This window comes from Streptomyces sp. NPDC058632, assembly GCF_042717095.1.
Lineage (GTDB): Bacteria > Actinomycetota > Actinomycetes > Streptomycetales > Streptomycetaceae > Streptomyces.
The window spans coordinates 1,938-10,595 of sequence record NZ_JBHXQZ010000153.1; the positions used below are offsets into that span (position 1 = coordinate 1,938).

Annotated in this window: 10 protein-coding genes and 1 tRNA gene; 6 read left to right on the forward strand and 5 right to left on the reverse strand. The window is 71.4% G+C overall.

Annotation, left to right across the window (positions count from 1 at the left end; genetic code table 11):
* Nucleotides 1-109: 109 nt before the first annotated feature.
* The gene (locus ACFWVE_RS33825) at nucleotides 110-799 is read right to left on the reverse strand and encodes a hypothetical protein (protein WP_384022716.1); all 690 of its coding nucleotides are present in this window, start codon (nucleotides 797-799) and stop codon (nucleotides 110-112) included.
* A gap of 47 nt (nucleotides 800-846) precedes the next feature.
* Here ACFWVE_RS33825 and ACFWVE_RS33830 point away from each other — a divergent pair, with 47 nt between their 5' ends.
* Complete coding sequence (locus ACFWVE_RS33830; protein WP_020276814.1) at nucleotides 847-1,035, forward strand: DUF5703 family protein; 189 nt, start codon at nucleotides 847-849, stop codon at nucleotides 1,033-1,035.
* Nucleotides 1,036-1,138: 103 nt separating this feature from the next.
* Here ACFWVE_RS33830 and ACFWVE_RS33835 read toward each other — a convergent pair whose 3' ends face one another.
* The 3 genes from ACFWVE_RS33835 to ACFWVE_RS33845 form a co-directional block, all read right to left on the reverse strand.
* A complete protein-coding gene (locus ACFWVE_RS33835) occupies nucleotides 1,139-1,825 on the reverse strand; it encodes a chaplin (protein WP_384022719.1) in 687 nt (228 codons plus the stop codon).
* Between the two features lie 205 nt (nucleotides 1,826-2,030).
* Entirely contained in the window at nucleotides 2,031-2,264 is a 234-nt protein-coding gene (gene chpH / locus ACFWVE_RS33840; protein WP_384022722.1) for a chaplin ChpH, read from the reverse strand.
* A 142-nt stretch (nucleotides 2,265-2,406) separates the two neighbouring features.
* Entirely contained in the window at nucleotides 2,407-3,735 is a 1,329-nt protein-coding gene (locus ACFWVE_RS33845) for a M20/M25/M40 family metallo-hydrolase (protein ID WP_384022725.1), read from the reverse strand.
* 269 nt (nucleotides 3,736-4,004) lie between these two features.
* Here ACFWVE_RS33845 and ACFWVE_RS33850 point away from each other — a divergent pair.
* From ACFWVE_RS33850 to ACFWVE_RS33860, 3 genes are all read left to right on the forward strand, one after another.
* Nucleotides 4,005-4,089: transfer RNA gene (locus ACFWVE_RS33850), tRNA-Leu, on the forward strand.
* Between the two features lie 72 nt (nucleotides 4,090-4,161).
* The gene (locus ACFWVE_RS33855) at nucleotides 4,162-4,536 is read left to right on the forward strand and encodes a YchJ family protein (protein WP_384022728.1); all 375 of its coding nucleotides are present in this window, start codon (nucleotides 4,162-4,164) and stop codon (nucleotides 4,534-4,536) included.
* 238 nt (nucleotides 4,537-4,774) lie between these two features.
* The gene (locus ACFWVE_RS33860; RefSeq protein ID WP_384022731.1) at nucleotides 4,775-5,737 is read left to right on the forward strand and encodes an alpha/beta hydrolase family protein; all 963 of its coding nucleotides are present in this window, start codon (nucleotides 4,775-4,777) and stop codon (nucleotides 5,735-5,737) included.
* 49 nt (nucleotides 5,738-5,786) lie between these two features.
* Here ACFWVE_RS33860 and ACFWVE_RS33865 read toward each other — a convergent pair whose 3' ends face one another.
* Complete coding sequence (locus ACFWVE_RS33865) at nucleotides 5,787-6,488, reverse strand: FadR/GntR family transcriptional regulator (protein WP_384022734.1); 702 nt, start codon at nucleotides 6,486-6,488, stop codon at nucleotides 5,787-5,789.
* A 137-nt stretch (nucleotides 6,489-6,625) separates the two neighbouring features.
* Between ACFWVE_RS33865 and ACFWVE_RS33870 the strand changes: the two genes are divergently transcribed.
* Entirely contained in the window at nucleotides 6,626-7,144 is a 519-nt protein-coding gene (locus ACFWVE_RS33870) for a gluconokinase (RefSeq protein WP_384022737.1), read from the forward strand.
* A 167-nt stretch (nucleotides 7,145-7,311) separates the two neighbouring features.
* Nucleotides 7,312-8,658, forward strand: a 1,347-nt coding sequence (locus ACFWVE_RS33875; RefSeq protein ID WP_384022740.1) for a gluconate:H+ symporter, incomplete at its 3' end; no start/stop codon positions are given.

The window sequence follows — 8,658 nt, forward strand, 5'->3', positions numbered from 1 at the left end:
GTGGCCGGGGGGGGGGGGGCCCCCCGGGGCCCCCCCCCCACCACCACTGTCGGCGCCGGTGTCGCTCCTGCCGCCGTCACCGGTCCCGTAGGCCCGACTCGGGGCGTGATCAGCGGTCGGCGTCGAGGGCCGGCACCGGCCCGTCCTCGAGGTCGTCGTCGAGGTCGTCCACCTCGTCGTCGGGATCTTCGTCGAAGACGGCGCTGACGTCGAAGCGGCACACGACCTGTGCCGGGTCCGCCTGCTCGAACGGTGCCTCGAGCCATTCACCGGCTTCCGCCGGTTCGTCCGATGCCGTCACCCAGAGTGTGGAGTCTCCCTCCTCGAGGCCGAACTCCTTGTGCCGGGAGGCGATCTCGTCCGGTTCGTACTCGCCGAACAGGAGGCCGAGCGCGCCGTGGACGGTGCCCGAGGCGCCGGAAGTGCCGGAGGTGTCGGAGCCCTCGTCGTCCACCGCCTCGATCCGCTGGGCGTGCGCCAGCAGCCGCCGCGGCTCCGCGACGGCGTAGTCGCGGCGGATCAGCACGCTGAGCGCGCTGGGCTCCTCGGGGCCGGTGTAGGGCGGCAGGGCGTCCTCGGCCGCGGGGATCTCGAAGGGGGTCACCTCGTCGTAGCGGTCGTAGAGCAGTTCGTCGTACGCCTCAGCGGCCCCGGCCAGCTCGTTGAACGCCTCGTAGACGGCCGGGTCGTCCTCCCCCGACCTGCGTTCGACCGCGGCCAGGTGGCGGTCGAGCGCGGTCTTGACCGCCTCGGCGGCGGCGCGTACCTCGGCAGCGGTGGGCTGCGCAGCATCAGACATAGTGCAGACGCTATCCGTACCGGGGCCCAGCCCGCACAATAGATGCGATGCCGGAATACGAATTTGTCGACGTGTACGTACCGCGCGGGGTCTCCCGCAAGGAGGCGGCCCGTCTGCTGACGGACCACGCGGAGTACGGTCACTGGGAGTTGGACCGTCTGAGTCTGCTGCGCGACGGGAGCCGCAAGGTGCGGCTGCGGCGGCGGATCATCCGCCAGGTACGCGCGACCTGGTGAGTCCGGACACCCCGTCGGCCGCTACGCCCTCACCCACGGAGCGGGCACCGGCGCAGCCGGGCCCGCTCCGGACGGCCGGTTCCGGCCACTGTCGCGGCCGGTGTCACGCGGCGGCTCGCGCCTTGCGGTAGAGCACCACGCCGGCGAGCAGCGCGCCCGCCCCGGCCGGCAGGGCGAGCCCGATCGGCAGCTCGCTGCCCGTCGCGGCCAGCTCCACGTCGCCCTGGGGCCGGGCGGCGGAGTGGGTGCCCGGCCGGCTGCCGGGCGCGGAGCCACCGGGGGTGGCCTCGCCCGGGGTGGACGGCGTGGCCGGCTCGGCCTCGCCCCGGTCGCCGGGCCGGCTGGGCGTCTCCTGGTCGCCGGAGCCGCCGTTCGCGCACTCGCTGCCCAGGGCGGCGTTGCCGAGACCGATGACGTCGACGCTGTTGCCGCAGACGTTCACCGGAACGTGGACCGGTGCCTCGATGCGATTGCCGGACGCCACGCCGGGCGAGCCGGCGGTGTGCCCGCCGGTCTGCGCGCCGCCGTGACCGCTCGGCGCCGAACCGCCCTGGTTGGCACACGAGGTGCCCACGGACGGGTTGAGGACGCCGACGACGTCGACCGTGTTTCCGCAGACGTTGACCGGCGCGTGCACCGGCGCGTGGAGCGAGTTCCCGGAGAGCACGCCGGGTGAGCCCTCGGCCGCCCCCTGTGTGCCGGAGTCGGCGTGCGCGAGCCCGCCCGCGGCGGCGATCACGCCGGACGCGGCTGCCACGGTCATCAGACCCTTACGGGTGACCTGTCGCATGTACTGATTCCTGCCTTCGACCAAGTGCCGGGAAGGGTGTTCCAAGGATTCCTGGAATTTCTCGGACCCCACGGACCGCCTCGGATTCCGTTCCCGGTGTTCGGAACGTACGGGAAAACCGGTCGACCCCGAGCGCATGGCGCGCGCTGCGGGGCCGACAGGCTCAAACCCTGAAAGGGCGTGCCCTAATGGGCGAGGCACAACGTCACTGGTTGACGCAGGTGTTGCCGAACGTGGGGTTCAGCAGTCCGATCACGGAGACCGTGTTGCCGCAGGCGTTCACCGGGACGTGCACCGGGACCTGAACGACGTTGCCCGAGACGACACCCGGGGAGTGCACGGCGGCACCCTGGGCACCGGCATCGGCGGCGGCCATGCCCGCACCCGCGAGAACCAGCCCACCGGTGGCGGCGGCGACAGCGACGACCTTCTTGATCATTATTCCTCCTCGTTGGCAATGCGATCCAAATCCGCGGATCACATCACGGGTAACGAGGAGGAAGTAATGAGGCTACGAGCTTATCGTCGCATTCACCCTTCCCGGTTAATTCCGTACGTCTGCCCGATTGTGCAGGGGGCGTTCAGGACGCGTCCAGGAACCGGTCGAGCACCCGCACACCGAACTTCAGGCCGTCCACCGGCACCCGCTCGTCGACCCCGTGGAACATGCCGGCGAAGTCCAGCTCCGGCGGCAGCTGCAGCGGGGCGAAGCCGAAGCAGCGGATGCCGAGGTCGTCGAAGGACTTGGCGTCGGTGCCGCCGGAGAGCATGTACGGCACCGCCCGCGCGATCGGGTCCTCGGCGCCGAGCGCCAGCTGCATGGCGTCGACGAGCCGGCCGTCGAAACCGGTCTCCAGCGCCTTGTCCGCGTGCACGTCCTCCCGCTTCACGCGCGGGCCGAGGATCCGGTCGAGGTCGGCCAGGAACTCCTCCTCGTGTCCGGGCAGGAAGCGGCCGTCGACGTGGGCGGTGGCCTGGCCCGGGATGACGTTGACCTTGTAGCCGGCGCCGAGCATGGTGGGCGCCGCCGAGTTGCGCAGGGTGGTGCCGATCATGCGGGCGATGCCGCCGAGCTTGGCGAGGGTCTCGTCCATGTTCTCCGGGTCGAGCTCGGTGCCGAGGGCGTCGGAGAGCTCGTCCAGGAAGGCCCGTACGGTCTTGGTGACCCGTACCGGCCACGTGTGCCGGCCGAGCCGGGCGACCGCCTCGCTGAGTTCGGTGATCGCGTTGTCGTCGTTGGTCATCGAGCCGTGGCCGGCCGTGCCGTCGACGGTGAGCCGCATCCAGTGCATGCCCTTCTCGGCGGTCTCGACGAGGTAGAGGCGCAGCTTCTCGTTGACGGTGAAGGAGAACCCGCCGACCTCGCCGATCGCCTCGGTGACGCCCTCGAACAGCTCGGGGTGCTCGCGGACCAGGTGCTTGGCGCCGTAGGTGCCGCCGGCCTCCTCGTCGGCGAGGAAGGCGAGGACGATGTCGCGCGGGGGCTTGCGCCCGCTGCGCAGCCGGTCGCGGACGACCGCCAGGGTCATCGCGTCCATGTCCTTCATGTCGACGGCCCCGCGCCCCCACACGCATCCGTCGGCGATCTCGCCGGAGAACGGGTGGTGGGTCCAGTCGTCGGCGTTGGCCGGTACCACGTCGGTGTGGCCGTGGATCAGCAGCGCCGGCCGGGAGGGGTCCTCCCCCTCGATCCGGGCCACGGTGGAGGCGCGGCCCTTGTGCGACTCGAAGATCTGCGGTTCGAGCCCCACCTCGGCGAGCTTCTCGGCGACGTACTCGGCCGCCTTGCGCTCGCCGGGACCCGAGTGGTCGCCGTAGTTGCTGGTGTCGATCCGGATCAGGTCGCGGCAGAGGTCCACGACCTCGTCCTCACCGGTGACGCCCCTGGCCGTGCCGTCCGTCGCGCTCACGTGGTTCCTCCCGCTGTCACTGCACTCTTGTCACTGCGCTCTGTTCCCCGCACGCCGTCACTGCTCGTGGGTCTCCCCTCATCCTCTCTCCTGGGCGCCCCCGCCCCAAGACCGGACCCGGCCCGTCACACGGCGTTCACGCGGGAACGGAGCCCGGCCGGGACGGGCGGCGCCGGACCGCGCACCCGCCCGGGGGTGATCGGCCACCCCGGAAAGCCTGGTAATGTTTACGTCGTCGCCGCGGGGGAAACCCGCGCGTCAGACACCTTGTCCGGGTGGCGGAATGGCAGACGCGCTAGCTTGAGGTGCTAGTGCCCTTTAACGGGCGTGGGGGTTCAAGTCCCCCCTCGGACACATGAGCACGAGGGCCGCGACCATCAGGTCGCGGCCCTCGTGCGTTGTCGCGCCCCGTCACGGAGGAAGACCATGGCCGACCACTCCTGCCCCTGCGGGCTCCCCGAGACCTACGAGGCGTGCTGCGGGCGCTTCCACTCGGGGGCGGCCGCCGCGCCGACCGCCGAGCGGCTGATGCGGTCGCGGTACTGCGCCTTCGTACGGCTGGACGCCGGTTACCTGCTGCGGACCTGGCATCCGCGGACGCGGCCGGAGCGGGTCGACCTCGACCCCGGGATGCGGTGGACCGGACTGGAGATCCTGGAGGCGGTCGGCGGATCCGCCTTCCACTCCACCGGGACGGTGACCTTCCGGGCCTCCTACCGGGGCGGCTCGCTGCACGAGCGGAGCCGCTTCGAGCGCGTGGGCGGGGCATGGGTGTACCTCGACGGGGAGTTCCTGGGCTGAGCCCGCTCACCCGGCTCCCGCCCGCCCGACCCCGCTCACAGGGGTCCCGCCCGCCCGGCCCGCCCGCCCCCCTCGCTCCGGACCGCCGTTGACAGAGCGGAACACTGTTCCGTATCGTAATCGGAACAGCGTTCCGCTTGTCGGCATGGCCGGAGCCGGGCGCTTCCGACCGCCTCGATCGCCGTCGGCCGCATGAGAGCGAGTGCCGGCGGCGGAGGCCATCGAAAGGGAACCCCGCATGAGCGCATCGATCTCCCCTGCCCGCGAAGCTCTCCGCTCCCCCGCCCCCGTCCTCTCCGTCGGTCCGGTGGTGGTGCCGGCTCCCGGCCGGGCGGTGGATCTGGAGGTCCGGGTCTCCGCGCCCGTGACCGGGGACGATCTGCCGGTCGTCCTCCTCTCGCACGGCCAGGGCTACTCGAACCACCTCTCCTCGCTGAACGGCTACGCGCCGCTCGCCCACTTCTGGGCGGCGCACGGCTTCGTCGTCGTCCAGCCGACCCATCTCAGCTCGAGGACGCTGGAACTGGACCCCGCCGCCCCCGGGGGCCCCTTGCACTGGCGGTCGCGGGCCGAGGACATGACGCGCGTCCTCGACGGATTCGACGCGATCGAGGCCGCGGTGCCGCAGCTTCGCGGGCGGGTGGACCGCGGCAGCGTGGCCGTGGCCGGGCACTCGATGGGCGGGCACACCGCGAGTCTGCTGCTGGGCGCCCGGCTCACCGATCCGGACGACGGGAAGGTGGCCGACCTGACCGAGCCCCGGATCAAGGCGGGGGTGCTGCTCGCGGCACCCGGCCGAGGGGGCGACGCCCTCACCCCGTCCACGGCCGAGAACCTGCCCTTCTTCCTGACCACGGACTTCTCCGGGATGGCCACGCCCGCGCTCGTGGTCGCCGGCGACAAGGACGACTCCACCCATCTGACGGTCCGGGGCCCGGACTGGCACGCCGATCCGTACACCCTCGCGCCGGGACCGAAGTCGCTGCTGACCCTGTTCGGCGCGGAGCACGGGCTCGGCGGGATCTCCGGCTACGACGTCGCCGAGACCACGGACGAGAACCCCGCGCGGGTCGCCGCGGTGGCGCGGCTCACCTGGGCCTACCTGCGCAGTCGGTTCCAGCCGGGGGATCCCGCCTGGCAGGAGGCGTGCGACGCGCTGACGGCCGGTCCCGATCCGCTCGGCCGGGTCGAGTCCAAGTAGGCCGGACGGGGCGGCGCGGCAGACCGGACGGGGCGACGCCCCGGCCCGGTCACGGTGCCAGGATGTCCAGTTCCTGGAGCGCGCCCACGGTGATCTCGCGGGTCAGTTCCTCCGCGCGGGCGGCGTCGCGCTCGCGGACCGCTTCGGCGACCCGGACGTGCAGGGTGACCGCGGCCGGGTCGGGGTCCTCGAACATCACGTCGTGATGGGTGCGGCCGGTGAGGACCTCGGCGACGACGTCGCCGAGGCGGGCGAACATGTCGTTGCCGGACGCGGTGAGGATGACGCGGTGGAAGGCCACGTCGTGGAGGAGGTAGCCCTCCAGCTGGTGGCCGCGCGAGTTGGCGACCATGCCGAGGGCGCACTCGGTGAGTTCGGCGCACTGCTCGGCGGTGGCGTTGCGGGCGGCGAGCCCCGCCGCGACCGGTTCGACGGCCGAGCGCAGCACCGTGAGCGAGCGCAGTTGCCGGGGGCGGTCCGCGCCGGCCAGCCGCCAGCGGATGACCTGGGGGTCGTACACGTTCCAGTCGCAGGCCGGGCGGACCGTCACACCCACCCGGCGCCGGGACTCGACGAGGTGCATGGACTCCAGGACGCGCACCACTTCACGCATCACGGACCGCGACACGTCGAAACGCTGTGCGAGTTCGTCGGTGCGTAGCACGCTGCCCGGCGGGTATGCGCCCGCCGTGATCTCGGGGCCGAGGGTGTCCAATACACGGCCGTGCAGCCCCCGGCCCATGGTGCTCATCCACTCAGAGTACGGGGCGGATCACGGGTTTCAAAGGTCGGACTTATACGTCACACCCCCTTGTATTTGTCTTACCTTTGAGTTTCAGTTGCCTCGACATCAGGTTGTCGACGACGACAGCAGACTGTGAGGCAGCGATGAACACCCCCCATGTCGTAGTGGTCATGGGCGTCGCGGGCACCGGCAAGACCACCATCGGTCCCCTGCTCGCGGCCCGGTACGGCGTCCCGTACGCCGAGGGCGACGACTTCCATCCACCGGCCAACATCGCCAAGATGTCGGCGGGCACCCCGCTCGACGACGACGACCGCCGGCCCTGGCTGGACGCCATCGGCGGGTGGGCGCACGAACGGGCCGGCCTCGGCGGCGTGGTCAGCTGCTCGGCGCTGAAGCGGTCGTACCGCGACCGGCTGCGGGCAGCCGCGCCCGGCGTGGTCTTCGTGCACCTCACGGGTGACCGTGCGCTGATCGAGGACCGGATGTCGCACCGCGAGGGGCACTTCATGCCCACGGCACTGCTCGACTCCCAGTTCGCCACGCTCCAGCCGCTGGAGCCGGACGAGCGCGGAGTCGCCGTGGAGGTCACGGGCAGCCCCGAGGAGATCACCGAACAGGCGGTCACCGCCCTCGCGGACCTCTCCGGAGCGGCCTCCTAGCTCCCGCCCGAAGCGGTCGGCACCCGGCCTGGCCTCCCCCGTCCGAGCCGGCTCCGCCGGCCGCTTCCGGACCCCGCCGCTTTCGGCCCCCATGGACCCCGGGGCGTCCCCATCGCCCCGGTCTTCTTTCCGATTCCCCCACTCCCCGTACTCACAAGGGATTCACCGTGACCAGACTCAGTGTCGAGCTGCTGGCAGCGGACGCACCCGAGCCGATCACCTCGGCCGGCCACGCTCAGCTGGGCATCGCCGTCCTGGCGGGCATCGCCGTCATCGTCTTGCTCATCACGCGCTTCAAGCTGCACGCCTTCCTGGCGCTGACCATCGGTTCGCTGGCACTCGGCGCGTTCGCCGGGGCGCCGCTGGACAAGGTCATCACCAGTTTCAGCGCCGGGCTCGGTTCCACCGTCGCCGGTGTCGGCGTGCTCATCGCCCTCGGGGCGATCCTCGGCAAGATGCTCGCCGACTCGGGCGGCGCCGACCAGATCGTCGACACGATCCTCGCCAGGGCCAACGGCCGCACCATGCCGTGGGCGATGGTGCTGATCGCCTCGGTGATCGGTCTGCCGCTGTTCTTCGAGGTCGGCGTCGTGCTGCTGATCCCGGTCGTGCTGATGGTCGCCAAGCGCGGCAACTACTCGCTGATGCGGATCGGCATCCCGGCGCTCGCCGGCCTGTCCGTGATGCACGGCCTGGTGCCTCCGCACCCCGGCCCGCTGGTCGCGATCGACGCGGTCGACGCCAACCTCGGCGTGACGCTCGCGCTGGGTGTGCTCGTCGCCATACCGACGGTGATCATCGCCGGTCCGGTCTTCTCCAAGTACGCCGCCCGCTGGGTGGACGTCCCGGCCCCGGACCGGATGATCCCTCAGCGTCCCTCCGAGGACCTGGAGAAGCGTCCCGGGTTCGGCCCGACGCTGGCGACCATTCTGCTGCCGGTCGTGCTGATGCTGGCCAGGGCCCTGGTGGAGATCGTCGTCGACGACCCGGAGAACGGCGTCCAGCGCGTCTTCAACGTCATCGGCTCCCCGATGATCGCCCTGCTCGCGTCCGTGCTCGTCGGCATCTTCACGCTGGGCCTGCCCGCCGGGTTCAGCAAGGAGCGGATCTCGGGGCTGGTCGAGAAGGGCCTCGCCCCGATCGCCGGCATCCTGCTGATCGTCGGCGCGGGTGGCGGTTTCAAGCAGACCCTGATCGACTCCGGTGTGGGTCAGATGATCCTCGACATCTCCGAGGACTGGTCCGTCCCGGCGCTGCTGCTCGGCTGGCTGATCGCGGTGGCGATCCGGCTGGCGACCGGTTCCGCGACCGTGGCGACCATCTCGGCGGCCGGCCTGGTGGCACCGCTCGCGGCCGACATGTCGACCACGCACGCCGCTCTGCTGGTGCTGGCCATCGGTGCCGGCTCGGTCTTCTTCAGCCATGTCAACGACGCCGGTTTCTGGCTGGTGAAGGAGTACTTCGGGCTGAGCGTCGGCCAGACCATCAAGACCTGGTCGGTCATGGAGACGATC